Annotated in this window: 21 protein-coding genes; 16 read left to right on the top strand and 5 right to left on the bottom strand. The window is 51.3% G+C overall.

Annotated elements, in window-relative coordinates; translation table 11 throughout:
- The first annotated feature begins 158 nt into the window (after positions 1-158).
- Entirely contained in the window at positions 159-1,781 is a 1,623-nt protein-coding gene (locus ACIHKT_RS05000; protein WP_086035831.1) for a CTP synthase, read from the top strand.
- Between the two features lie 86 nt (positions 1,782-1,867).
- Here ACIHKT_RS05000 and ACIHKT_RS04995 read toward each other — a convergent pair whose 3' ends face one another.
- The 4 genes from ACIHKT_RS04995 to ACIHKT_RS04980 are packed head-to-tail and all read right to left on the bottom strand — an operon-like array spanning position 1,868 to position 6,546.
- A complete protein-coding gene (locus ACIHKT_RS04995; RefSeq protein ID WP_086035830.1) occupies positions 1,868-2,542 on the bottom strand; it encodes a redox-sensing transcriptional repressor Rex in 675 nt (224 codons plus the stop codon).
- A 60-nt stretch (positions 2,543-2,602) separates the two neighbouring features.
- Entirely contained in the window at positions 2,603-3,817 is a 1,215-nt protein-coding gene (locus tag ACIHKT_RS04990; protein ID WP_086035829.1) for an NADP-dependent isocitrate dehydrogenase, read from the bottom strand.
- Between the two features lie 48 nt (positions 3,818-3,865).
- Positions 3,866-4,609 (bottom strand): TraX family protein, encoded by a 744-nt coding sequence (locus ACIHKT_RS04985; protein WP_086035828.1) that lies wholly within the window; start codon positions 4,607-4,609, stop codon positions 3,866-3,868.
- The gene (locus ACIHKT_RS04980) at positions 4,606-6,546 is read right to left on the bottom strand and encodes an aconitate hydratase (RefSeq protein WP_086035827.1); all 1,941 of its coding nucleotides are present in this window, start codon (positions 6,544-6,546) and stop codon (positions 4,606-4,608) included. The genes ACIHKT_RS04985 and ACIHKT_RS04980 overlap by 4 nt, the downstream gene beginning before the upstream one ends.
- Before the next feature lie 509 nt (positions 6,547-7,055).
- Here ACIHKT_RS04980 and infC point away from each other — a divergent pair.
- The 13 genes from infC to rdgB all read left to right on the top strand — a co-directional run bounded on the left by infC (position 7,056) and on the right by rdgB (position 22,016).
- Complete coding sequence (gene infC / locus ACIHKT_RS04975) at positions 7,056-7,658, top strand: translation initiation factor IF-3 (RefSeq protein ID WP_236849740.1); 603 nt, start codon at positions 7,056-7,058, stop codon at positions 7,656-7,658.
- Between the two features lie 38 nt (positions 7,659-7,696).
- Complete coding sequence (rpmI, locus tag ACIHKT_RS04970) at positions 7,697-7,900, top strand: 50S ribosomal protein L35 (RefSeq protein ID WP_086035826.1); 204 nt, start codon at positions 7,697-7,699, stop codon at positions 7,898-7,900.
- Positions 7,901-7,956: 56 nt separating this feature from the next.
- Positions 7,957-8,310 (top strand): 50S ribosomal protein L20, encoded by a 354-nt coding sequence (gene rplT / locus ACIHKT_RS04965; RefSeq protein ID WP_086035825.1) that lies wholly within the window; start codon positions 7,957-7,959, stop codon positions 8,308-8,310.
- 76 nt (positions 8,311-8,386) lie between these two features.
- Positions 8,387-9,208 carry a TrmH family RNA methyltransferase gene (locus ACIHKT_RS04960; RefSeq protein WP_086035824.1) on the top strand — a complete coding sequence of 274 codons (822 nt, stop codon included), beginning with the start codon at positions 8,387-8,389 and terminating at the stop codon, positions 9,206-9,208.
- Positions 9,201-10,340: a DNA-processing protein DprA gene (dprA, locus tag ACIHKT_RS04955; RefSeq protein ID WP_086035823.1), complete on the top strand. Its 1,140-nt coding sequence runs from the start codon at positions 9,201-9,203 to the stop codon at positions 10,338-10,340. The genes ACIHKT_RS04960 and dprA overlap by 8 nt, the downstream gene beginning before the upstream one ends.
- A 202-nt stretch (positions 10,341-10,542) precedes the next feature.
- A complete protein-coding gene (topA, locus tag ACIHKT_RS04950) occupies positions 10,543-12,687 on the top strand; it encodes a type I DNA topoisomerase (protein WP_086035822.1) in 2,145 nt (714 codons plus the stop codon).
- Positions 12,688-12,695: 8 nt separating this feature from the next.
- Positions 12,696-14,030, top strand: a complete 1,335-nt coding sequence (gene trmFO / locus ACIHKT_RS04945) for a methylenetetrahydrofolate--tRNA-(uracil(54)-C(5))-methyltransferase (FADH(2)-oxidizing) TrmFO (RefSeq protein ID WP_086035821.1) — start codon at positions 12,696-12,698, stop codon at positions 14,028-14,030.
- Between the two features lie 51 nt (positions 14,031-14,081).
- Positions 14,082-15,110 carry a phosphate acyltransferase PlsX gene (plsX, locus tag ACIHKT_RS04940; protein ID WP_086035820.1) on the top strand — a complete coding sequence of 343 codons (1,029 nt, stop codon included), beginning with the start codon at positions 14,082-14,084 and terminating at the stop codon, positions 15,108-15,110.
- A complete protein-coding gene (gene rnc, locus ACIHKT_RS04935) occupies positions 15,107-15,793 on the top strand; it encodes a ribonuclease III (RefSeq protein WP_086035819.1) in 687 nt (228 codons plus the stop codon). Before plsX ends, rnc begins: the two co-directional genes overlap by 4 nt.
- Positions 15,790-16,839, top strand: coding sequence for an elongator complex protein 3 (locus ACIHKT_RS04930; RefSeq protein WP_086035818.1), 1,050 nt, complete (start codon positions 15,790-15,792; stop codon positions 16,837-16,839). The genes rnc and ACIHKT_RS04930 overlap by 4 nt, the downstream gene beginning before the upstream one ends.
- A complete protein-coding gene (smc, locus tag ACIHKT_RS04925) occupies positions 16,805-20,386 on the top strand; it encodes a chromosome segregation protein SMC (protein ID WP_404351757.1) in 3,582 nt (1,193 codons plus the stop codon). Before ACIHKT_RS04930 ends, smc begins: the two co-directional genes overlap by 35 nt.
- A gap of 84 nt (positions 20,387-20,470) precedes the next feature.
- Entirely contained in the window at positions 20,471-21,418 is a 948-nt protein-coding gene (gene ftsY, locus ACIHKT_RS04920) for a signal recognition particle-docking protein FtsY (protein ID WP_174193110.1), read from the top strand.
- A gap of 1 nt (position 21,419) precedes the next feature.
- Entirely contained in the window at positions 21,420-22,016 is a 597-nt protein-coding gene (rdgB, locus tag ACIHKT_RS04915) for an RdgB/HAM1 family non-canonical purine NTP pyrophosphatase (protein WP_086035815.1), read from the top strand.
- A 70-nt stretch (positions 22,017-22,086) separates the two neighbouring features.
- Here the strand turns inward: rdgB and ACIHKT_RS04910 are convergent, their stop codons facing one another.
- Positions 22,087-22,629 (bottom strand): flavodoxin family protein, encoded by a 543-nt coding sequence (locus ACIHKT_RS04910; protein ID WP_404351753.1) that lies wholly within the window; start codon positions 22,627-22,629, stop codon positions 22,087-22,089.
- A gap of 159 nt (positions 22,630-22,788) precedes the next feature.
- Between ACIHKT_RS04910 and ACIHKT_RS04905 the strand changes: the two genes are divergently transcribed.
- Together ACIHKT_RS04905 and ACIHKT_RS04900 are read left to right on the top strand one after the other, a co-directional pair.
- The gene (locus ACIHKT_RS04905; RefSeq protein ID WP_086035813.1) at positions 22,789-23,025 is read left to right on the top strand and encodes a FeoA family protein; all 237 of its coding nucleotides are present in this window, start codon (positions 22,789-22,791) and stop codon (positions 23,023-23,025) included.
- 3 nt (positions 23,026-23,028) lie between these two features.
- On the top strand, positions 23,029-24,267 hold the full coding sequence (locus ACIHKT_RS04900) for a FeoB small GTPase domain-containing protein (RefSeq protein ID WP_086035812.1): 1,239 nt from the start codon (positions 23,029-23,031) through the stop codon (positions 24,265-24,267).
- Positions 24,268-24,322: the final 55 nt, after the last annotated feature.

Genomic DNA, 24,322 nt, shown 5'->3' with positions numbered 1-24,322 from the left:
CGGCCGGGAGATTTTCCCGGCTGCGCCTTTTTTGTGCAGCGGGCAGGCTTGTTCCTTTTTTACCTTGACAAGCGGGCCCGCATAGCGATATAATTTATAAGTTATTGTTTTTTATCGAATCCTGGCGAAAGCGCAAATCAATACGGATGGAGGACATTATGGGAGCAAAGTATATTTTTGTCACAGGTGGCGTCGTTTCGGGACTGGGCAAAGGAATCACGGCGGCCTCTCTGGGCCGTCTGCTAAAGGCACGCGGCCTGCGTGTGACCATGCAGAAGTTTGACCCGTACCTAAATGTGGACCCTGGCACAATGAATCCTTTTCAGCACGGCGAGGTCTTTGTAACAGATGACGGAGCGGAAACAGACCTTGACCTCGGCCATTATGAGCGCTTTATTGACGAAAGCCTCACACAGAACAGCAATGTTACCTCTGGACGTGTTTACTACAATGTCATTCAGAAAGAGCGCAATGGCGACTACGGCGGCGGCACCGTACAGGTCATTCCGCATATTACCAATGAGATTAAGGAGCGCATTGCGGCCAGCCGCGACAATGTAGATGTAGCGATTGTAGAAATCGGCGGTACTGTCGGCGATATTGAAAGCCAGCCGTTTCTGGAGGCTATTCGGCAGTTTGCAACGGAAGTCGGCCGTGAAAACTGCTTGTTTATCCATGTAACACTGGTTCCGTATCTGAACTGTTCCCATGAGCATAAATCCAAACCAACACAGCACAGCGTTAAGGAACTTTTGTCTATCGGCATTCAGCCTGACGTTATCGTCCTGCGTTCCGAGCACCCCATTGGCGATGATATTAAACAGAAGATTGCTTTGTTCTGCAATGTCCGTGAGGACTGTGTTATTGAAAATTTGGATTTGCCACTGCTGTACGAAGTACCGCTGGCATTGCATGAAGAGAAACTTGACGATATCGTCTGCCGCCGCCTGTCGCTGGACACCCGCGGCCCAGACCTTTCGGATTGGATTAGCATGGTGCATACAGCACTTTCCCTGACGGACAGCATTAACATTGCGCTGGTCGGCAAGTATGTGGAACTGCGTGATGCTTATTTAAGCGTTGCAGAAGCGCTGACACACGGCGGAATTGGCAACAAGGTCAAGGTGAATATCCTCTGGATTGACTCCGAAAAAATTACTGAGGACAATGTAGCGCAGACGCTGAAAGATGCAGACGGCGTGCTGGTGCCGGGTGGATTTGGCGAGCGCGGTATCGAGGGTATGATTGTTGCTATTCGCTGGGCACGTGAAAACAATGTGCCGTTCCTTGGCATCTGCCTGGGTATGCAGTTGAGTATTGTGGAATATGCCCGTGATGTTATGGGCATTGCCGACGCAAATTCTGCCGAGTTTGACCCGCAGAGCCAGAACCATGTTATTGACCTGATGCCGGAGCAGAAAGATGTGGAACAGCTTGGCGGTACCATGCGTCTTGGCAAATATCCCTGCAAGCTGACACCCAGTACACTGGCTGCGAAGCTGTATGACAATGTGCCGCTGATTTACGAACGTCACCGTCACCGCTTTGAGGTCAACAACGATTACCGTACCCGTATGGAAGAAGCAGGCATTACATTCTGCGGAAAGAGTCCGGACGACCGTATTGTGGAAATGATGGAGATTGATTCGCATCCATTTTTCATCGGCAGCCAGTTCCATCCGGAGTTCAAGTCCCGCCCAAACCGCCCGCATCCGCTCTTTAAGGGCTTGGTAGCTGCGGCGAAGGAATATCATCATACTAACAACCATAAGGACGCATAAACGTTTATACAACTACATTTTATACAGAACGGCCGGTACAGAAGAATTTTCCTCTGTACCGGCCGTTTCCTTATGCTTTATTTTTGTTATTTTTCGTGCTTTAGCAATGCTACGGGCTTTTTCGCTTTGTCATGATGGCTGATTTCATAGCACAGTGTCAGCAGACTGTCGTTCAGGTGAACATTTTCCACCACAGCATCCGGATATTTCATGGAAATATCGTAGTGACTGAAATTCCAGTAATTGCGAATTCCCAGACCGTACAGAAAGCTGACGGTTTCCTCTATGGCAGAACGGGGAATACACAGTGCGGCCATTTCCGGCACATACTTCTTGTAGAAATCCTGGAACCAAACAAGGTCCATTACTTCTATGCCGTGAAGTACAGTGCCTATTTTCTGCGGGTCATTATCAAAGATACCAATCAACTGAAATCCGAGTTCTCCAAAGTCCATCTGGGCAGCAATGGCGTGCCCGATATTGCCGGCACCGAAAATCACTGTACGGTAGCGATGTTCTACCCCCAGAATGTGGCCTATCTCTCCGGCGAGCTGGTGCACCATATAGCCATAGCCCTGCTGTCCAAAGCCACCGAAGCAGTTCAGGTCCTGACGAATCTGTGAGGCGGTCAAACCGAGCCGAGCGGATAGCTCTGTTGAAGAAATACGAGTTACGCCGTCCTGGTCCAACTGGTTCAAAAAGCGATAATACCGCGGGAGACGTCGGATAACAGACATAGAAATTTTAGAACGCTTTGGCATATTGCATACACCTTCTTTCCGCAGACGGCCGCAGTCGTCAAAAATAAAAGTTCTGTTTCATTATGCCTGCAGCAATTCCTGCAGATGGACATTGATTTCCTGAAGGAATTCCTCTGTGCCAACCTTTTTCTTGTTGCGCAGGGTAGAAAGCCGATACATATCGCCGGTCATAATACCGTCTTCAATCGTCTGTATAGCGGCCTTTTCCAGTTTGCCGGCAAAACTCATCAGGTTCGGCAGACAGTCCAGCTCACCGCGCTTGCGCAGGGCACCTGTCCATGCAAACAGGGTAGCAATGCTGTTGGTGCTGGTCGGTTCACCTTTCAAATATTTATAATAGTGACGCTGTACCGTGCCGTGTGCTGCTTCATACTCATATTCACCGGTGGGGGAAACCAGCACGCTGGTCATCATGGCAAGGCTGCCAAAAGCAGTAGCGACCATGTCGCTCATTACGTCGCCGTCATAGTTTTTGCAGGCCCAGATGAAGCCGCCGTTACTGCGGATGACACGTGCCACAGCATCATCGATCAATGTATAGAAATAGGTGATGCCCGCTTTTTCAAATTTCTTCTGATATTCTTTCTCATAAATTTCCTGGAAAATGTCCTTGAAGCGATGGTCATAAATTTTAGAGATGGTATCTTTTGCAGCGAACCACAGGTCCTGATGTGTAGCAAGTGCATAGTTAAAGCACGCCTGCGCAAAGGAAGCAATAGACCCGTCCAAATTATGCAGTCCCTGTACGATACCGGCGCCGTCAAAGTCGTGAATGGTCCGGCGTGTTTCTTTGCCGTCTTTATCGGTTACAACCAGTTCTGCTTTGGCACCGGCCGGAACGGATAGCTCCACATTCTTGTATAGGTCACCATAGGCATGACGTGCAATCGTGATGGGCCTTTTCCAGGTTGGAATAAATGGCGTTACACCTTTTACCAAAACCGGTGCGCGGAACACAGTGCCATCCAGAATTGCCCGAATGGTACCGTTTGGGCTTTTCCACATCTGGTGCAGATTGTATTCTTTCATACGGGCAGAGTTCGGGGTAATGGTGGCACACTTTACGCCGACACCGTATTTTTTAGTAGCTTCTGCGGCGTCCACCGTTACCTTATCTTCTGTTTCGTCGCGATGCTTCAGGCCAAGGTCGTAATAATCAGTTTTTAGGTCAATATATGGTTCCAAAAGAATCTGTTTAATCAGTTTCCACAGGATGCGGGTCATTTCATCGCCGTCCATTTCGACCAGCGGCGTTTTCATCTGGATTTTTTCCATAAGTACCTCCCGGGCAGATGCTGTGTCTGTCTTTTCACTTCTTATCATTTATACAAATACAAAGTACCGAAGGATACCCAGCAGGAAAAGATGTGCCGGGTAAAAAATGTAAAATCCCCATTTGCTGCATTTCGGGTGCCGCTCATCGCCGCGGGTTCCGTTGTAACGGGAAAGCGGGAACAGAGCCAGCAGTACGCAGAGCTGTAGAAAAAACCAGCGCGGTGAAACCGCCTGTGTGGCGTTATCACTGGCATAAAAGAGCGCCATCAATACAGCGGCTGCGGCAAAGCCGGCTGCCTGCCTGTAAAACTGCCCGCGTTCCAGCCAAAATACCAGTGTAAAGGCAACACAGAACAAAGGCCAGTCGCCCACTAGGGTAGCCAGCATACAGCCTGCGACAGCCAGCATTTTAGGGACAGGTCCCTTCAGCCGGTCAACGGCTGTAATGGCCAGCAGGGAAAAGAACAGTGACCAAATCATGCCGGGCTCCAGCGCCCATATGCCGGGGCCACGCTCAAAGAACACAAAGCACGGCCACGAGAGCAGCGCAAAAATGCCCATTCGCAGCAGATAACGGCGAATGTCATGCGTATGAACATATCCTTCCGTCAGAAAAAAGCACATACACGGGGCCGTAATGCGGCCGAAAGCGTGCATGACAATTCCCACAGCAGAAAACGTTGGGACAAAGGCCCACGCAATATGGTCAATGGCCATACAAAAAACAGCAAACCACTTGATGGTGCTGGCAGAAAGGCCGCCGCGCTGGGAATACGATTTCTGTACATTCATACAGAATGATGTTTTGCTTTCGTATAGTTAAGCAGGCCACCGGCCAGAATCATCTTCCTCTGGCGGTCCGTCAGAGGGGAGTCCGCGTGGAAAGCAAATCCTTTGGTTTCATTCTTTACCGTTACGGGCAGGCCGCTTTCCAACTCGGCGCGGATATTCGGCAGAGAAAGCTCGTCCATCTGGTCTATCTGGTCGTAATCGTTCTGGTTCTGAAACACCAGCGGCACAATTCCGGCATTCACGAGGTTAGCACAGTGGATGCGGGCAAAGCTCTTGACCAGTACTGCCTTAATGCCGAGGTACAGGGGAACCAAAGCGGCGTGTTCACGGGAGGAACCCTGGCCATAGTTATGTCCGCCGACGATAATGCCCTTTTTATACTTGCGGGCACGCTCCGGAAAATCTGGGTCACATACCGTAAAGCAGAAATCAGACAGACGCGGAATATTGCTGCGATAAGGAAGAATTTTTGCACCGGCCGGCATAATATGGTCAGTTGTAATATTGTCGCCGACTTTCAGCAGTGCCTTGGCCTCTATAGAAGGTGCCAGCGCTGTGGTAGACGGAAACGGCTTGATGTTTGGTCCACGCAGAACTTCCACATTTTTTGCTTCTTCCGGAGAAGCAGGGGCAATAACCATATTGTCGTTAATGAGGAATGTCTTTGGCAGTGCAATGGCATTTTCCGCACCGAGTGTCCGCGGGTCCGTCATCACGCCGGCCAGAGCACTGGCTGCCGCGGTTTCCGGGCTGACCAGATAAATCTGGCCGTCTTTCGTACCGCTGCGGCCTTCAAAATTGCGGTTGAATGTACGCAGGGAAATTCCAGCACTGTTGGGGGACTGCCCCATGCCAATGCACGGTCCGCAGGCACACTCCAGTACGCGTGCGCCCGCGCCGATGATGTCGCCCAGCGCGCCGTTCTTTGCCAGCATATTGTAGACCTGCTTGCTGCCGGGAGCAATCGCAAGACTTACGTTGTTCGCAACGGTTTTTCCTTTTAATATAGAAGCAACACGCATCATATCCAGATAGGAAGAATTGGTGCAGGAGCCGATGCAGACCTGGTCAATTTTCATGCCGGCCAGTTCGCGCACAGTGCGCACGTTGTCCGGACTGTGTGGGCAGGCTGCCATTGGTTCCAGGGAGGAGAGGTCAATCGTAATCTCCTCATCATACACAGCGTCCGGATCCGAGGCAAGTGGCTTCCAGTCCGCATCACGGCCTTGTGCCGCCAAAAATTCACGTGTCACTTCATCGCTGGGGAAGATGCTGGTGGTAGCACCCAGTTCTGCACCCATATTTGTAATGGTTGCACGTTCCGGAACGGTTAGGGTGGAAACGCCCTCACCGGCATATTCTACAATTTTGCCAACGCCGCCTTTTACGGTCAGAACCTGCAGCACTTTCAGAATAATATCCTTGGCGCTGACCCATGCGGGCAGTTTTCCGGTCAGATTGACGCGCAGCATTTTTGGCATATTGATATGATAGGCACCGCCACCCATGGCGACCGCTACGTCCAATCCGCCGGCACCAATGGCCAGCATGCCAATGCCGCCGCCGGTGGGGGTGTGGCTGTCCGAGCCAATCAGTGTTTTTCCGGGGACACCAAAGCGTTCCAAGTGTACCTGGTGACAAATACCGTTGCCCGGGCGTGAAAACCAGATGCCGTGTTTTTGGGCGGTTGTCTGAATAAAGCGATGGTCATCCGCGTTTTCAAAACCGGTTTGCAGGGTATTGTGGTCAATATAGGCAACACTTTTTTCGGTTTTGACGCGGTCAATCCCCATTGCCTCAAATTCCAGATATGCCATGGTTCCGGTTGCGTCCTGTGTCAGTGTCTGGTCAATATGTAGCCCGATGTCGCTGCTGACAGTCATGTTGCCGGACACCAGATGACTTTTAATGATTTTTTGTGCAATGGTCAGACCCATGTGTAAAAATCCCCCTTTGCTGCTGCACCCTTTTCTGGCTGCCTATTTTTTCTATTCTATAACCCTTAACCCTTTATAATATATATGGATAGATAGAATAGATGAAAATGTACAGGCAGCATGGCCGCAAAAAGTGCAGCAGGACAAATCTTTAGTTTTGTCATGTGCGTTATACCGGATGAAAGCAACAAATACTGCTTTCTATTATCCACAAAAAGCGTCTGCTTGTCAATCCATTCACAAAGAATAGAACCATCAAATGGAATTTTTATGCAGATATTGCGAAAAATACATATATGTACGCGTTGATAGAAAAAGCGGAAGTAGGGCTTGACAAACTGCGCCGTTGTGTTATAATAATACAGTCAAAACAAAGCGGGGTAGTTATGCCCACACCTAAGCGGTGCCGTCCGTCTTGGGTCAATATTATGATCCTAACCTTTTGGGGATTGTTGTGTTGCGCGCGGGCGGAAATTTCTGCTTGCGCGTTGTTTATTCTGACAAACTTTTTGTGGAGGTGCTTAACAATTAGCAACAGGGAACTGCAGATCAATGATGATATCCGTGACCGGGAGGTCCGTGTAGTAGACGCGGAGGGCCATCAGCTGGGTATTATGCCGGCCGCACAGGCGCGGCAGCTGGCCTACTCCAAAGATCTGGATCTGGTCAAAATTGCCCCACAGGCAAAACCACCTGTCTGCAAGGTAATTGACTACGGAAAATACCGCTTTGAACAGGCAAAGCGGGAAAAAGAATCACGTAAAAATCAGCATATTGTCGAAATTAAAGAGGTACGCCTGTCTTTAAATATCGACACCCATGACTTTGAAACCAAGCTGAATCATGCTATCCGTTTCTTAAAAGAGGGTAACAAAGTAAAGGCTTCCATTCGCTTCCGTGGCCGTGAAATGGGCCATCCGGAGCAGGGCTATACCATTATGAAAAAATTCGCCGAAGCGCTGAACGAATACGCTGTTGTTGAAAAGCCCGCAAAGTTAGAAGGCCGTAATATGCTGATGTTCCTTGCTGTTCGGCCGGTTGCCCGTCCTGGTGCTAAGCCTGCTGAAAATGCCGCGAAAAAGTTTGCTGGTAAGGCAAAAAAAGCTGAGTAAAAGGGAATTACCCTGGAAAATTAAGGAGGATCCTTATTATGCCTAAGATCAAAACGCATTCCGGCGCAAAGAAGCGCTTCAAACTCTCTAAAAACGGAAAAGTCATCCGTGCCCACGCAAACATGGGCCACTTTCTGAACGGTCATGACAAGGGTGCAAAGTATAAGCGCAGCATGCGCGGCACCTGCGTAGCTGACAAGACCAACACAGCACACGTGAAGCGCCTGATTCCTTACAAATAAGCTTCCGTTCTGCTTTGGTAAACTGATGATTTCCACGTATTTGGAGGTATAATAAAATGGCAAGAGTTAAAGGCGCACTCGCTACGCGTAAAAGAAGAAAGAAAGTTCTGAAACTGGCTAAAGGCTACTGGGGCAGCAAGAGCCGTCACTTTAAGATGGCTAAAGAAGCCCTCATGAAGTCCGGCAACTATGCTTTTGCTGGTCGTAAAGCCCGTAAGCGTGACTTCCGCCGTCTGTGGATTACTCGTATATCCGCAGCCTGCCGTGCTGACGGCATGACCTATTCCACTTTCATGAATGGCCTGAAAAAAGCCGGTGTTACCCTGAACCGCAAGATGCTTTCTGAAATTGCTATCAGCGACGAAGCAGCATTTAAGGGACTTGTTGCACAGGCAAAGGCAGCACTGTAAAGAAATCTTTTTTGCGTCCGGGGAAAAACCGGACGCATATTTTTTACCCGTTTGTACGGCATAAGGAGGGAAAAATATGGAACATATTACCAGCCGCCGCAACGAAACGGTTCGTGCCGTGGCAGCCCTGCGCAGTGCGTCAGCACGCCGGAAACAACAGGCTTTTTTGTGTGAGGGGGCCCGTCTGTGCGCGGATGCTGCCGAAAGCGGCATTTCTATCCGCTCTTTTTTTTACACACAGAAAGCACTGCAGAAATATCCACAGTACCTAGATACCATCCGACAGCATACGGCAGGAAAGGAATATCTTCTGGAACCGTCCGTTGCACAGCTGTTAGCTGATACTCGAAACAGCCAGGAGATTTTCTGTGTTTGTGCGTTCCCAAATACAGCCGATACCACACCGGAAAGTTTTCTGCATCGCCCAGCTGCAGGGGCTTGTTTAGCATTGGAACAGCTGCAGGACCCTGCCAATCTGGGTACCGTGCTGCGTACAGCAGAGGCCCTCGGTATTAACTGTGTTTTGCTGTGTGGACAATGCTGTGATCCCTTTTCTCCGAAAGCTCTGCGCGGCGGCATGGGTGCAGCGTTTCGCTTGCCGCTGGTGCATTTTTCTTCCTTTGCGGCTGCAGCCCCGCTGTTTCATCAGGCCGGCTGGCAGACAATGGCAGCAGTGCCGGATACCAATGCAGAAAAAGTGACTAAAGTGGATTTTTCCGTACCGGTCATTATGGCTGTCGGCAACGAAGGAAATGGCCTTTTGCCGGAAACAGTGGCTGCCTGCAGCCGCCGAGTGACCATTCCCATGCTTGGCAGAGCGGAGTCACTGAACGCTTCCGCCAGTGCGTCCATTTTAATGTGGGAAATGATGCGTGGCAGGGGGCGGAACAATGGATGAGCGTGCGTGGTGGATTTGGCTGCAGCATGGACTTGGTCCCGGTGCTTCCAAACACCGCCGTATTTTTGAAACGTATGCTTCTATTGAAGATTTTTATCGTGCTGGTACTGAAGGCTGGCGGCTGGATGGTTATTTTACGAAACGGGAAATTCTGCGTCTGCAGAGCTTTTCGCTGGAGCAGGCACAGGCACAGCTGGAGTATGCAGAGAAGCTGGGACAGCGTGTGCTGACACCAGATATGGGTGCTTATCCGCAGTGCCTGCGGGAAATACACAATTATCCCTGCGTGCTGTATGTGAAGGGAACGCTGCCGCCGGTTGACTTCATGCTGTCTATTGCTATGGTGGGTACCCGCAAGGCTACCCACAGTGGGTGCAGCATTGCGCACACCATGTCTTATGAGCTTGCGAAAGCCGGTGTAATTGTCGTCAGCGGCGGTGCATTGGGGATTGATACACAGGCACACCGCGGCGCGGTTGAAGCCGGCGGCCGCAGTATTTGTGTGCTGGGCTGCGGCATTGATACGGACTATCTGTTAACGAATGCTTCCCTGCGGGAAGCGGTTGCGGTGGATGGTGCGCTGGTGTCCGAATATCCGCCCGGTACACAGCCGATGGCTTCCAATTTTCCTATTCGTAACCGGATTATTTCCGGTTTGTGTGCTGCCACGGTTGTCATAGAAGCTCCTATTAAAAGCGGTGCGATGATTACTGCCGATTGTGCAGGTGACCAGGGACGAGACGTCTTTGCGGTTCCGGGCAGCGTACAGAATCCAAAGGCAAGAGGAACCAATGCCCTTTTGCAGCAGGGCTGTGCACCGGCAACCTGTGCGCTGGATGTCCTGCGTTGTTATGAGGGAAAATATCGAATTCGCATCCCGCAGGACCCAGGTGTTAATGTTTTTCCGGAGCCTATTCCAGAACCGAAACAGCTGCCCAAAAGAGAACCGCCGCCGAAACTTTCGCAGGAAGCACGAACATTATACCAGGTCCTTTCGGCACAGCCAAAGCCCATCGATGAACTTTGTGCCTGTACTGGTATGCAGCCGGGAAAACTTCTGTCTGCTGCAACGGAGTTGGAGCTTGCTGGTCTTGCACAGGCCAGCGCGGGCCAGCGGTATGCTGCCATGTAGAAAATCCTATAATGGAATAAATACTATGATAAATCTATATTTTTACAGAAAATTGTCCCCTTCCTGCCGAATAAAACATTGCATTTTTACAGCACTTTGGGTACAATGAATTGTTGTACCGGAGGCAGCAGGGAAAAATACGGACATTTTGCTTTGTGTTATGCCATTCGGTCTGTCAAATACCGTGAAATGAGGTGTTCCTGTGTCAAAGCTTGTTATTGTGGAGTCACCCGCAAAAGCAAAGACCATTCAGAAATATTTAGGTGATGGCTATACAGTCGTCGCTTCTATGGGACATGTCAGGGACCTGCCAAAAAGCCGCCTGAGTGTCAAAGTAAATGATAATTTTAAACCCCAGTATTCCATTATCAAGGGTAAAGAAAAACTGGTGGAGGACCTGAAAAAGAAAGCTGCCAAAAGCGACAGTGTACTGCTGGCAACGGACCCTGACCGCGAAGGAGAAGCCATTTCGTGGCATCTTGCTTATATCCTCGGTTTGGACGTAAATGACACCAACCGTGTTACTTTTAACGAAATTACCCACACCGGTATCAAGAATGGTATGGAAAATCCGCGTACCATTGATATGGACTTGGTCAACGCACAGCAGGCCCGCCGCATTTTGGACCGGCTGGTGGGATACAAACTCAGCCCCTTCCTGTCCCAAAAAATACGCCGCGGCCTTTCTGGTGGCCGTGTGCAGAGCGTGGCCGTACGCATCATTGTAGACCGTGAAGAGGAAATCAAAGCATTCAAGCCAGAAGAATATTGGAGCATTGACGGCAAGTTTGTCCCGGCAAAGGGAACGTCCCGCCGGCAGTTCATTGCCAGCCTGTATGGCCTTGCCGGACAAAAAGGCAAATTAAAAATCGAAAACAAGGAACAAGCAGACGCTATCCTCGACGAACTGAAAGATGCGGACTATGTGGTTACAAGCATCAAGAAGGGTACACGCCGCAAAAGTCCGGCACCGCCGTTCATTACTTCTACACTGCAGCAGGAAGCCAGCCGCCGGCTTGGTTTTACGGCCCGCCGTACCATGGCAGCCGCGCAGGAACTATACGAAGGCATTGAAATTGAGGGCATGGGGGCTGTTGGCCTGATTACTTATATGCGTACGGATTCTCTGCGCCTGAGTGAGGATGCGATTCAGGCGGCCTCTGCGTACATTCAAGAGCGCTGGGGGGACAAGTACCTGCCCGATAAGCCGCGCCACTATAAGGCAAAGGCCAATGCACAGGACGGCCATGAAGCCATTCGCCCGACCGTTCCCAGCCTTGACCCGGAAAAAATCAAGAGCAGCCTTTCCAACGACCAGTATAAGCTGTACAAACTTATTTGGGAGCGCTTCCTTGCCTGCCAGATGAGCAACTGCCTGCAGGCCACCACACGGGCCGAAATCACTGCCGGTGACAAGTACCTGTTTAAAGCGAGCGGCTATACCGTCACCTTTGATGGCTATACCGTTTTGTACGAAGAGAGAAAAGATGACGGCGAAAAGGAAAGCAGCGGTCTGCTGCCTCCGCTGGAAAAGGATATGCCGCTGCGCTGCAAGGAAATCACAGGGAACCAGCACTTTACCCAGCCGCCGGCGCGCTATACCGAAGCAAGCTTAATCAAGGCGCTGGAAGAAAACGGAATTGGCCGTCCTAGTACCTATGCTACTACCATTAGTACCATTTTGAACCGTGAATATGTTGTGCGGGAAGGCAAGGCATTGAAACCCACAGAACTGGGCGAAGTGGTCACCAAACTGATGAAGGAACGCTTCCCCAAGGTGGTAAATGTTAAGTTTACGGCACAGGTGGAAAACGAACTGGATGAAGTGCAGAACGGCAAAGTTGAATGGGTGCAGGCCGTACATGATTTTTATGACGATTTTGCTGAGGCACTGAAAAAAGCAAAAGAGGAAATGAAGGATGTCAAAATTCATCTGAAAGAGGATGAAACAGACATCATCTGTGAAAAGTGCGGCCGCCGCATGGTTATCAAAACGGGCCGCTATGGAAAATTTATTGCCTGCCCCGGCTATCCAGAATGTAAAAACATCAAAAAATATGTAGAGAAAAACGGTGCCAAATGCCCCAAATGCGGCGGTGATGTTGTCATCAAGCATACCAAAAAAGGCCGCATCTTTTATGGCTGTGAAAACTATCCCAAGTGTGACTTCGTTTCATGGGATGAGCCGACAGAGAAACTTTGCCCGCGCTGCGGCAAAACACTGCTGCGTAAAAAAGGCAAGAACCCGCGCTACTACTGCGTCACGCCGGACTGTGGTTATGAACATCTCGGCGACGATTTTTCAGATGAAGAGCAGCAGGCACCGGAAGAGGAAACAAAAGCGTGAGGAATCCTATGGAAATAACGGTGATTGGTGCGGGGCTTGCTGGATGTGAGGCTGCGTGGCAGATTGCGCAAAATGGCGGTGAAGTGCAGCTTGTGGAGATGAAGCCGCAGAAGTATACGCCAGCCCATCAAAGCCCCAATTTTGCAGAACTGATTTGTTCCAATTCTTTAAAGGCGGAGCGCATAGACAGTGCCGCTGGCTTGCTGAAAGAGGAAATGTACCGTATGGGCTCACTATTGGTGTCGTGTGCCCGGCATACGCGTGTACCGGCTGGCGGCGCGCTGGCTGTAGACCGCGCGCAGTTTTCGACAATGGTAACGGAAAAAATCCGCAGCAATCCGCATATCCACTGTGTACAGAAAGAATGTACAGAAATCCCCAAAGATGGCATTGTTGTGGTTGCCACCGGCCCTTTGACCAGTGAGGCGCTGGCTGCCCAGATTGACCGTCTGTGCGGTGGATGCCTGCGCTTTTATGATGCCGCTGCACCGATTGTCACAGCGGAAAGTTTGGACCGCAGCCGTATTTTTGCGGCATCCCGATACAATAAGGGTAGCGGTGAGGACTACCTGAACTGTCCCATGAATAAAGAAGAGTATGAAACATTCTACACGGAACTGCTCCACGCGGAGCGCGCGCCGCTGCATGGGTGCGATGTACAGGACCCCAAAGTGTATGAGGGCTGTATGCCAGTGGAGGTTATGGCCCAGCGCGGACCGGACACCATCCGCTTTGGTCCCTTAAAGCCGGTTGGCCTGCGGGACCCACATACCGGACACCGGCCGTGGGCCGTTGTGCAGCTTCGCCGGGAGGATGCTGCCGGAACGCTGTTTAATTTGGTGGGCTTTCAAACAAACCTAAAGTTTGGCGAGCAGAAACGTGTGTTTGGCCTGATTCCGGGCCTTTCTCATGCGGAGTTTGTCCGCTATGGCGTTATGCACCGCAACACCTTTTTAAATGCACCCAAAGTGCTGGACAGCACGTTTCAGCTGCGAAAGGAACCGCGCCTGTTTTTCGCCGGCCAAATGACCGGCGTGGAGGGATACATGGAGTCAGCTTCTTCCGGCTTGCTGGCGGGAAGAAACGCACTGCGGCTGCAGCAGGGTTTGCCGCTGCTGACGCCGCCAAAAACGACCATGACGGGTGCGCTGGCCCGCTGGGTGCAGTTCGGCGGAGAAGGGGACTATCAGCCGATGGGTGCCAATTTCGGCGTCATGCCGCCGATAGAACCGCACATTCGGGACAAACGGGAACGTTATGCGGCTATTTCGCAGCGTGCCCTGCAGGATTTACAGACCTTTCAGCAGGAGAACGGCTGGAGTGCTCCAACAGAAGAAATTTAAGTGCGGGACCGACCGCTTTTTGAATATCGGACAGGAGGCAGCAAAATTCATATGAAAATAATTGTAGACGCGTTCGGCGGCGACAATGCACCGCTGGAGATTATAAAAGGCTGTGCGCAGGCGGTGCAACAGCTGGGGGTAGACATTATCCTGACCGGCCGCAAGGATACCATTGCGCATGTTGCTCGTGAAAATACCGTTTCACTGGACCACATGGAAATTGTGGACTGCCCGGATGTGATGAACATGAACGCTGCTGGAACGGAAATTCTGCGTTCCGGTAAAAATTCCTCCATGGCAGTTGGCTTGCAGCTGCTGGCAAAAGGGAATGGCGATGCTTTTGTCACCGCTGGAAACAGCGGTGCCGTTACTGCTGGCGCTACTTTTTTGGTAAAGCGTATTAAGGGCGTAAAACGAATTGCATTCGCGCCGGTCATTCCCTGCAAAAAGGGATTTTTCATGCTGGTAGATGCCGGTGCCAATGTGGACTGTAAACCGGAAATGCTCAAGCAGTTCGGCATTATGGGCTCCATATATATGAAGCGTGTGATGCAGGTGGAAAGCCCGCGTGTCGGCTTATTAAACGTCGGTACAGAGGAGCACAAGGGCGGCGAGCTGCAGCACGGAGCTTTTGCTCTGTTAAAGGACAGCCCGCTCAACTTCATTGGCAATGTGGAAGCCCGTGATGTGCCGGACGGTGTAGCCAATGTTCTGGTTGCGGACGGCTTTTCCGGCAATGTGTTTCTCAAATCTTTTGAGGGTGTTTCCATGATGGTCCTTGGCCTGTTTAAGGGTGTATTGACGAAAAACATGAAAAACAAGCTGGCGGCTTCTATGGTGCTGGGTGACTTGAAAGCATTGAAAAAACGAATGGATTATAATGAATACGGCGGCGCGCCGCTGTTGGGCTGTGCGAAACCCGTCTTTAAGGCGCACGGCAGTGCTACGGCAAAGACACTGTATAATGCGCTGCGTTTGACAAAATCCTATGTAGAGGGCAATGTGCCTGACGAAATTGCAAAGAGCGTTGCAGCTTATCAGCAAAAGGAAGCAGAGCAGAAAGCGGGGACGGCAGAATGAAGGACCTGTCCGGTTTGGAAAAAAATCTGGGATATACGTTTCAAGACAAACAGCTTTTGCTGAATGCCCTGACGCACTCGTCTTTTGCCAATGAAACGCACGCGCCCGGCGGCAGCAATGAACGGCTGGAATTTTTGGGCGACAGTATTTTGGGCTTTGTTGTAGCGGATTATTTGTACCGCAATTTTCCGGAATGGCCGGAGGGCCGCCTGACCAAAACCCGCGCGGCTTTGGTGTGTGAACAGGCGTGCTGTGATTTTTCCAAGGAGATGGACGTGGGCGCTTACCTGCGTTTGAGCCACGGCGAGCAGAACAGCGGCGGCCGTACCCGCACATCTATTCAGGCGGATGCCTTTGAGTCCATCACGGCTGCTATTTATTTGGACGGCGGTTTTTCTAAGGCAAAGGACTTTATTCTGCGTTTCACGCTGCCGGTCCTAAAAACTCTGCACAGCAAGGCACCATTCCATGACTATAAAACAAAGCTGCAGGAAATCATTCAACATAACCCCGGCGAAAAGCTAACCTATGTCCTCACCGGTGAAAGCGGCCCTGACCATGATAAGCATTTTACGGTGGAAGTCCACTTGAACAGCAATGTTATCGGTAAGGGCGGCGGCCACACCAAAAAGGATGCGGAGCAGCAGGCGGCACGGGAAGCACTGGAACTGATGGGCTATTGAAACACGCAAATGTAGCTATCTTTGTGCCGCACGTTGGTTGCCCGCACCGCTGCAGTTTTTGTGACCAGCGGCTGATTACCGGCAAAACCTTGCTGCCCTCTCCGCAGGATGTACAAGACGCTGCCGAAACAGCTCTGTCTTCTCTGGGGCCTGCTGCGGCCAAAGCGGAGATTGCATTTTTCGGTGGCAGTTTTACTGCAGTGGAAGGCACATATCGCCGCAGCCTTTTGGAGGCGGCGGCGCCGTATGTACGCAGCGGCCGTTTTGCCGGTATCCGTCTTTCTACCCGGCCGGACGCTGTGGATGAAGCCATTCTGGATGAACTTTGCTCGTATGGTGTCACTACCATAGAGCTGGGTGCACAAAGCATGGATAATGCGGTCCTGCAAAAAAATGGCCGCGGCCATACGGTAGAGCAAGTGGCAGATGCTTCCCACCGTATTAAGGCCCGCGGCATTCGGCTGGGTCTGCAGATGATGACCGGCCTACCCGGCGATACGCCTGCAGGCGCTTGGCATACAGCTCGGTGCTTTGCGGCACTTGGTGCAGAAGATGTGCGTATCTATCCGGCAATTGTACTGCCGCATACACAGATGGCCGAGTGGTACCAAAAGGGGCAGTACACGCCGCAGACACTGGAAGAAGCGGTCGATTTATGTACAGGCCTGCTCCAGTATTTTGAAGAGCGGAAAATTCAGGTTATCCGGCTGGGACTGCACGCCTCACCGGAGCTGGAAAAAGACCGCCTAGCGGGACCGTGGCACCCGGCATTTCGTGAATTGTGCGAAAGCCGCCGCTGGCTTTTGCGTATGCAGGAAGTTCTGCGCGGGCAGCCTGCCGGTGATTATCAATTCACCGTGCCGGCAAGGTATCTTTCGCAGGCAAAGGGACAGAAAAAAGCGAATCTTTCTGCTTTGGAACGTCTGGGGTACCGGGTTAGCGTTACTGCGGGCAAGAACTTTTGCCTGTCCGGTAGCGCCGGCCCGATTTTGATAAAGGAGACTTGTACGTATGCGCATCCGTTCCTTGGAAATTCAGGGCTTTAAGACTTTTCCGGACAAAACAGTCCTGCAGCTGCAAAATGGTATTACGGCGGTTGTTGGACCGAATGGAAGCGGAAAAAGCAACCTCAGCGATGCCGTTCGCTGGGTGCTGGGGGAACAGAACGTCCGAACTCTGCGCTGCACCAAAATGGAGGACGTCATTTTTAACGGCACGCCGCAGCGAAAAGCGCAGGGGTATGCCGAAGTTACACTCAACATTGACAATACGGACCGTGCCCTTGCTTTTGATAAAGATGAAGTTGCGGTTACTCGGCGGTACTACCGCAGCGGTGAAAGTGAGTACCTGTTAAACCATGTGGCCATGCGTCTGAAAGATATCAACGAACTGTTTATGGACACTGGCCTTGGTCGAGACGGCTATTCGATTATTGGACAGGGAAAAATAGATGCGATTGTTTCTGCCAAAAGCGAGGACCGGCGTGAAATTTTTGAGGAAGCAGCGGGCATTTCCCGCTGTCGTTACCGTAAAGAAGACAGCGAACGCCAGCTGAGCGCAGCAGAGGATAATTTGGTGCGGCTCAACGATATTCTGGCAGAGCTGAAGGGCCGTGTGGGCCCATTAAAGGAACAGAGCGAAAAGGCACAGAAATTTGTTACCTACTCAAATGAGAAGAAAGATTTGCAGATAGCGTTTTGGCTGCGCCAGATGGACCAGTCCGATAAGGCGCTACATACTCATGACGATAAAATTATGCTTGCTCGCACGCAGCAGGAGAAAGCAGAAAAAGAGCTGAACGCGCTGGATCGGGCGGCAGAGCAGAACTTTCAGAAAATTACTGGCTGTGCAGCACAGATTGATGAGGTCCGTCAACAGAGCAGTAGCAAAGAAGAAGCGGCTGCACAAAAGGACAGCGAAGCAGCAGTGCTGGATAGTGACGTGCGCCATGGGAGAGAAACCGTTGGCCGGTTGGAGACTGAGCTTGCCGCAGCGTCACAGGGCAGGGAACATCTACAGCAGGAAGCGGCTGAAAAAGCGGCAAAAATCACGGAACAGAATCAGCAGGAGACACAGCTTTTACAGTCAGAAGATGATGTAAATAAAAAGCTGGAATCCCTGCGTGCAAAGATTCGTGCAAGTTCTGCAGATGCTGAAGACATTTCCCAGCAGCTTTCTCAGCTTGCTTCCCATGCAACAGAAAGCAAGGTAGCGGAAATGACTGCCGCTTCTGCCATGTCTGAAATTGCTGTCCGTGTTTCTCACGCGGCCAGTACAATCAGCGGCAAAGAGGAACTTTTCAATAAGCTGCAGGACTCTCGAAAGGACAGCAGCCAAACATTGGCGGATATGCAGGCACGCATACAGGACATGCGTATTTCTGAACAACAGTGGACCCAGCAGCTGCAGCAGCACCGCCGACAAACCGAAAACCAGAAACAAAAAGCAGACCGTCTGCAGATAGATGCCCGTGAAAGTATCCGCCGCGCATCTTTGCTGGAATCGCTGGAACAAAATATGGAGGGCTTCAGCAGGAGTGTAAAAGTTATTATGCAGGCCTCTGCCCGGGGAACGATTTCCGGTATTTGTGGCCCTGTTTCCCGGCTGATTACAGTGCCGCCAGCGTATACAGTTGCACTGGAAACCGCTCTGGGTGCTTCCATGCAGCACATTGTTGTGCAGACGGAGCAGAATGCCAAAGATGCTATCCGCATGCTAAAGCACCGGGATGCCGGCCGTGCTACCTTTTTACCGCTTGGTAATCTTCGCAGCCGTGTGCTGCAGGAACCAAGTCTTAAGGACTGCGAGGGATTTGTCGGTGTTGCCAGTGAATTGTGTACCAGTGAGCCAACCTACCGTGGTGTAAGGGAAAATCTGCTCGGCCGAATTGCGGTCGCACGGGATTTGGACGCTGCCGTGGAGATTGCACGCCGGTTTCATTACCGGTTCCGTGTGGTTACACTGGACGGGCAGGTTGTCAATACCGGCGGCTCTCTGACTGGCGGCAGCCTTGCACGCAATTCCGGCCTTTTAAGCCGCCGCAGTGAAATTGCGCGCACGCGTGAAAAAGCGCAGGCCCAGACAGCCGAGGCAGAAAAGGCGGCGGCTGCATATCAAAACTGCATGAAAAAGGACGCCGCAGCGGAAGCAGAACTTTCTGCGCTGCGCTCTGGCCTAGCTGCTCGGCAAGAAGACTGTATTCGCATGAAAGCAAACTGTACACAGCTTGAAAAAGATATTTCCAATGTACAGAAAGACATATGTTCACTAAAGGCAGAACAGGCAACTGTTTCACAGCGTCTGTCGGACCAAAAGCAAAAACAGGCTGAGGCCAGAAAACAGTCGTCCCTCTTTGCGGAACAGATGGCGGCTTTGCGGCAAAAAGCAAAGGAATTGACCGACAGCTGCAGCAGTTTGGAACAGCAGAGTGAATCCTGTACGGCTCAGTTACAGCAGCTGCGGCTGCAGCTGCTGTCCGTACGCAAAGACCGTGAAAATCTGCAGGAAGCCCTGCAGCAGTTAGAAATCCGTCAACAGGAGAGCACCTCTCAGGCAGACACACTGCAGATGGAAATCAGAGAACAAAAAGCGTTAATTGTTTCGGCTCAGCAAAAAGCAGCCACGGCACGGGAAGCCGCTGTCCACCTGCACAAAGAGGCTGCTGCGGGCAGCAGCATGATAGAACAGATTAACCAGCACCGTATGCAGCTGGAGCAGCAGGATACACGATTGCGTCAGCAGCAGCGGAACAAAAGCGATGAAAAAGAAACCATTGGCCACGAGCTTACCCGACTGGAAGAACGCCGGACAAATTTGCAGAGACAGTATGACGGCCTTGCTGCCAAATTATGGGATGAGTATGAACTGACACGCCGGGAGGCACAGAAAAGTACGCCGTTGCTGCAGGAGGCGGATATGCCGCAGGCACAGCGCCGTTTAAATGAGCTGAAAGGCCTGATACGCGCGTTGGGAACGGTCAATGTGGCAGCTATTGAAGAATATAAAGAAGTCAGCAAACGGTACGAATTTCTTTCCGTACAAATCGAGGACGTTGAAAAAAGCAGGGACGAGCTGCGGCAGCTGATACGGGACCTAACTCACCAAATGCAGGAGCAGTTTACACTGCGTTTTTCACAGATACGGCGCAACTTTACAGAAACATTTCGGGAGCTTTTTGGCGGTGGAACCGCCAGCTTGGAACTTTCTAATCCAGACGATATTCTTACTTCTGGAATTGATATTACGGTACAACCGCCCGGAAAAATTGTTTCCCATTTGGAAAGCCTTTCCGGCGGAGAAAAGGCTTTGGTTGCAATTGCACTGTATTTTGCCATTATGAAAGTTTCTCCGCCGCCGTTTTGTATGCTGGACGAGATTGATGCGGCACTGGACGATGTCAATGTTTCCCGATTTGCGGCTTATCTTCGCCGTATGTCCCAAAATACGCAGTTCATCGTTATTACTCACCGGCGGGGCTGTATGGAAGAAGCGGATACCCTGTATGGTGTCACCATGCAGGATGAAGGTATCAGTCAGGTGCTGGTGCTGCATCCAAACGAAATTGTGGCATTTAATCATGACCATGAGGAGTAACACTGCCCGGTTTTCGGCAAATAGAATATTTGTGGTGTAACGGAATAATCATAAAAAGTAAATTCTATGGGAAGGAGCCATTCCATGGGGCTGTTTTTAAAAATTAAGGCTGGGCTAAAAAAAACCCGCCGGAACATGAGCGATTCTCTACACCGTATGCTGCACTCTTTTACGCGCATTGATGAGGACCTGTTTGAGGAGTTAGAGGAACTGCTCGTTATGGGCGATGTCGGTGTTTCTACAGCGGAGCATATCTGTGATATCCTGCGCGGCAAAGTAAAGGAACGCGGCATCAAGGACCCAAATGCCATTTTTGACCTTCTGCGTGAAACGGTAGCGGAAATGCTGCAGGGAGGAGAAGAACTGCACATTTCCACAAAGCCGTCAGTCATTTTGGTGATTGGCGTCAACGGTGTTGGCAAGACTACAACCATCGGCAAGATGGCTGCTCTGCTGCAGAAACAGGGGAAAAAGGTTATCTTGGCAGCAGCGGATACCTTCCGCGCAGCTGCAATCGAGCAACTGCAGGTTTGGGCGGACCGCGCTGGCTGTGATATGGTTTCACAAAGTGAAGGCAGTGACCCGGCAGCCGTTGTATTTGACACCATTTCTGCCGCCAAATCCCGCGGCAACGATGTCATTATCTGTGACACGGCTGGTCGCCTGCACACCAAAAAGAACCTAATGGACGAGCTGGCAAAAATCAACCGTGTCATAGATAGGGAACTGCCGGATGCAGACAAAGAGGTTCTGCTGGTGCTGGACGCAACAACCGGTCAGAATGGCGTCAATCAAGCACGGGAATTTAAAAATGCCGCCGGCATTACCGGTATTGTTTTAACGAAATTGGATGGCACCGCAAAGGGCGGTGTTGTGCTTGCTATTAAGGATGCGCTGGACATTCCAGTTAAGTTTGTCGGCGTAGGGGAACAGCTGGACGACCTGCAGCCATTTGACGCAGATGACTTTGCCCGTGCCCTGTTTGAACGTGACCCGGCCGAAATGGAAGAACTGGAAAAGGAGGAGCGCTGATATGCAGTTTGTGCTTGCCACACATAATCAAAATAAAGTGCACGAATTTTCCAGAATGCTTGCACCGCTTGGCATTGACATTTCCGTTCCGGATGGCCTGCCGGAAGTAGAAGAAAACGGTACAACTTTTGAGGAAAATGCGTTTCTCAAGGCGGCTTCCGCCTGCCGATTTACCGGAAAACCCGCCGTTGCGGATGATTCCGGCTTGTGTGTCCATGAACTGAACGGCCAGCCGGGCATTCACTCGGCACGTTATGCCGGCGAATACGCGACGGACGCGGACCGTATTGTAAAACTGTTGAACGCGCTGCGGAATGTGCCGCAGCCGGACCGGTTGGCGAAGTTTGTCTGCGTTATCTGCTGCGTTTTTCCCAACGGTGACATCATTACTTCCCGCGGTGAGTGCGAAGGTTCCATTGCTTTTGCACCGCAGGGGAACGATGGCTTTGGCTATGACCCCGTGTTTTTGGTCGGAGAGCGTTCCTTTGCCCAGATGAATGCCGAACAAAAAGACGCGGTCAGTCACCGTGGAAATGCGCTACGCTTATTTCAGAAAGACCTACAGGCATACTGTGCGAAACATTTAAAAGATATTTAATGTGGGACAGCAAAAGCCGCTGGCAGAAATTCTGTCAGCGGCTTTTATCAAGTGTTCCGTCAATATATCTTTATAGTGCTCTGCCTGTGGCAAAAGCCTTTTTCATCAGCGGGCTGTCCACTGTCAGCTTCTGTTCGCCGGCACAAATCAGGGTATCGGTCAGCACCATACCCTTGCTGCGGAAGATGCCCAAAAACCAGTTGTATTGTGCCAGATAGGCTTTTTCATCGGTGTTGCCCTGTGCAAACACACCTACCAGCTTAATGCCGGGGTGAAGGCGGCAGATGCCTTTTTCGTCTGTCAAGCAGTAGTGCCGGTTCATAAAGGTAATCATCGGTCCGGTCACCTGCGAATAGTAGTTCGGGCTGCTTAAAATCAGCGCACCGCACTGGTGTAGGTCCTTCCAGTAGGCGGTCAGGTCGTCCTGAATCCGGCAGTCCTTCTGGTTTTTGCGGCAGAAGCCACAGCCCTGACAGCCGTGTACGTTCATCTTGTCCAGCCGATAGACAATGGTTTCATGTCCGGCGGCTTTTGCTCCACGGAGGACCTCCCTTGCCAGTGAGGAAGAAGAACCATTTTCGTTTGCACTGCCCAATACGGCAACAACTTTCATGTAATAAACTTCCTTTCTGTATTTGTCTGGCTGCCATTTTAGCACTTTCTGCGGAGGAAAACAACTTGGACGGTTTCCAATACAGCCGACTTGTAAAATGATGCACCAGAGGAACAAAAATTGCTATACTGGTAGGAGAACAAAAAGGAGGAACTGCTCATGTTGAATACAACACCGCTGACCGCGCTGGCGCAGGGGCAGACTGGAAAGGTTGCCACATTGACGGCAACCGGTTCCATGCGCCGCCGATTACAGGATATTGGGCTGATTGAAGGTACACAGGTGTCCTGTGTACTGCAGGCACCTTCCGGTGACCCAACAGCTTACGCAATACGGGGGGCGGTCATTGCGCTGCGCAGGGGGGACGCCGCGCATGTGCTGCTGGCCGGGGTATAGGCGATGCGCACGGATACCGTCTCCGCCGAAACCGAAACCATTGCACTGGCCGGCAACCCCAATGTCGGAAAGAGCACAGTTTTTAATGCATTGACCGGTCTGCACCAGCACACGGGTAACTGGCCGGGAAAAACAGTGGAAAGCGCACATGGACAGTTTTCGTACCGTGGCCGGCAATACACGCTTGTGGATCTTCCAGGAACCTATTCGTTGTTTGCACATTCTGCAGAAGAAACTGTTGCGCGTGACTTTTTGTGCTTTGGCGGAGCCAGGGCCGCGGTTGTGGTCTGTGACGCGACTTGTTTGGAACGAAACCTGAATCTTGTCCTGCAGACGCTGGAAATCACCGGAAACGTAGTCGTATGTGTAAATCTAATGGACGAAGCGGAAAAGAAGCATATCCATATCGACCTAGAACAGCTTTCCAGTGAATTGGGTGGCGCGCCGGTTGTAGGCGTCAGTGCCCGCAGCGGTGGTCTTTCTGTGCTGGAAGATGCACTGGATACACTTTCTCCGCGGGAAGCCATGCACATGGAATATTCTCCCCAGATAGAACAGGTGGTTGCTCAACTGCTACCGCTTGTTCAGCAACATTGTCCGGACTGCTGTGCCCGCTGGCTGGCGCTGCGGCTGCTGGATAGCGACAAAAGCTTTGCAGAAAGTCTGCATCGTTTCTGCCCCCAGCTTCTGCAGGACCAGAAACTTCAGCAGACACTGCATACTGTAAAGTCCCATCTGCATCAGAACGGCTTTTCCAGTGACACACTGCGGGACCAGATTACTGCTGTGCTGGTCAGCCGAGCGGAAAAAATTTATCAAAAATGTGTCACACGCACGGTCTGTTCGGCGGCCGAACGTGACCAAAAGCTGGACCGCATTCTTACCAGCCGCAGAACCGGCATTCCTATTATGCTCCTTTTGCTGGCGGCGGTGCTTTGGCTGACCATTACCGGAGCCAACTATCCTTCAGAACTCCTGTCAGCTGGACTTTTCTCCCTGCAGGATGTTTTGTGGAATGCGCTGCTGCATGCGGGGGCACCCATGTGGCTTATGAAGCCGCTGATTCTGGGGGTATACCGCACGCTGGCATGGGTTATCAGTGTCATGCTGCCACCGATGGCAATCTTTTTCCCATGCTTTACGCTATTGGAGGATTTCGGCTATCTGCCACGGGTCGCCTTTAACTTGGACCACTGCTTCCAGCGGGCACATGCCTGCGGCAAGCAGGCACTAACCATGTGACAGCGGAAAAGTATGCGGCTTTTTGCCATATGGAATGATAAATGACGACGAGAAA

The sequence above is a fragment of the Caproicibacterium sp. XB2 genome (assembly GCF_044880635.1).
Classification (GTDB): domain Bacteria; phylum Bacillota; class Clostridia; order Oscillospirales; family Acutalibacteraceae; genus Caproicibacterium; species Caproicibacterium lactatifermentans.
Note: the sequence above shows the minus strand (reverse complement) of the source record. Positions and strands in the feature narration are given on the sequence as shown.

Excerpts from the sequence above, each read along its gene's own strand:
- ACIHKT_RS05000 (WP_086035831.1), top strand. The coding sequence starts at position 159 with ATGGGAGCAAAGTATATTTTTGTCACAGGTGGCGTCGTTTCGGGACTG.
- ACIHKT_RS04995 (WP_086035830.1), bottom strand. The coding sequence starts at position 2,542 with ATGCCAAAGCGTTCTAAAATTTCTATGTCTGTTATCCGACGTCTCCCG.
- ACIHKT_RS04990 (WP_086035829.1), bottom strand. The coding sequence starts at position 3,817 with ATGGAAAAAATCCAGATGAAAACGCCGCTGGTCGAAATGGACGGCGAT.
- ACIHKT_RS04985 (WP_086035828.1), bottom strand. The coding sequence starts at position 4,609 with ATGAATGTACAGAAATCGTATTCCCAGCGCGGCGGCCTTTCTGCCAGC.
- ACIHKT_RS04980 (WP_086035827.1), bottom strand. The coding sequence starts at position 6,546 with ATGGGTCTGACCATTGCACAAAAAATCATTAAAAGTCATCTGGTGTCC.
- rpmI (WP_086035826.1), top strand. The coding sequence starts at position 7,697 with ATGCCTAAGATCAAAACGCATTCCGGCGCAAAGAAGCGCTTCAAACTC.
- rplT (WP_086035825.1), top strand. The coding sequence starts at position 7,957 with ATGGCAAGAGTTAAAGGCGCACTCGCTACGCGTAAAAGAAGAAAGAAA.
- ACIHKT_RS04960 (WP_086035824.1), top strand. The coding sequence starts at position 8,387 with ATGGAACATATTACCAGCCGCCGCAACGAAACGGTTCGTGCCGTGGCA.
- dprA (WP_086035823.1), top strand. The coding sequence starts at position 9,201 with ATGGATGAGCGTGCGTGGTGGATTTGGCTGCAGCATGGACTTGGTCCC.
- trmFO (WP_086035821.1), top strand. The coding sequence starts at position 12,696 with ATGGAAATAACGGTGATTGGTGCGGGGCTTGCTGGATGTGAGGCTGCG.
- plsX (WP_086035820.1), top strand. The coding sequence starts at position 14,082 with ATGAAAATAATTGTAGACGCGTTCGGCGGCGACAATGCACCGCTGGAG.
- rnc (WP_086035819.1), top strand. The coding sequence starts at position 15,107 with ATGAAGGACCTGTCCGGTTTGGAAAAAAATCTGGGATATACGTTTCAA.
- smc (WP_404351757.1), top strand. The coding sequence starts at position 16,805 with ATGCGCATCCGTTCCTTGGAAATTCAGGGCTTTAAGACTTTTCCGGAC.
- ftsY (WP_174193110.1), top strand. The coding sequence starts at position 20,471 with ATGGGGCTGTTTTTAAAAATTAAGGCTGGGCTAAAAAAAACCCGCCGG.
- rdgB (WP_086035815.1), top strand. The coding sequence starts at position 21,420 with ATGCAGTTTGTGCTTGCCACACATAATCAAAATAAAGTGCACGAATTT.
- ACIHKT_RS04910 (WP_404351753.1), bottom strand. The coding sequence starts at position 22,629 with ATGAAAGTTGTTGCCGTATTGGGCAGTGCAAACGAAAATGGTTCTTCT.
- ACIHKT_RS04905 (WP_086035813.1), top strand. The coding sequence starts at position 22,789 with ATGTTGAATACAACACCGCTGACCGCGCTGGCGCAGGGGCAGACTGGA.
- ACIHKT_RS04900 (WP_086035812.1), top strand. The coding sequence starts at position 23,029 with ATGCGCACGGATACCGTCTCCGCCGAAACCGAAACCATTGCACTGGCC.